This is a genomic window from Bacillus cereus group sp. BfR-BA-01347, assembly GCF_022663835.1.
GTDB classification, from domain to species: domain Bacteria; phylum Bacillota; class Bacilli; order Bacillales; family Bacillaceae_G; genus Bacillus_A; species Bacillus_A thuringiensis_K.
The window spans coordinates 1-330 of sequence record NZ_JAKUGG010000088.1 but is presented as its reverse complement, the minus strand read 5'-3'; the positions used below and the strand labels follow the sequence as shown (position 1 = coordinate 330).

Sequence of the window (330 nt, the reverse complement as noted above, 5' to 3'; positions counted from 1 at the left end):
ACAAGTAAAGGGCAGACATTTGCTGAAGGTGATAAAGTTCAGGTATCCAATAAATCTGAATGGAAAATTCAACATCCAGGAAACGAATTTTATGAATACTATAAAGCTCCGGATAACTCAATTTCTAAAGTTAGTGAAAAACAAAACCAAGACTTTATAGTTGGAACAGTAATAGATGCAGATAATGATGGAATTTCTGTTGAATACAACACAGACAGCGGAAAAAGTAAAATGGTTGTTGTAAAAACAAGTAAAGGGCAGACATTTGCTGAAGGTGATAAAGTTCAGGTATCCAATAAATCTGAATGGAAAATTCAACATCCAGGAAAC

General features: G+C 33.6%; 1 pseudogene. It reads left to right on the top strand.

The window, feature by feature from the left end:
• Window positions 1-330, top strand: a pseudogene (locus MR143_RS32775) (hypothetical protein); the annotation flags it as partial.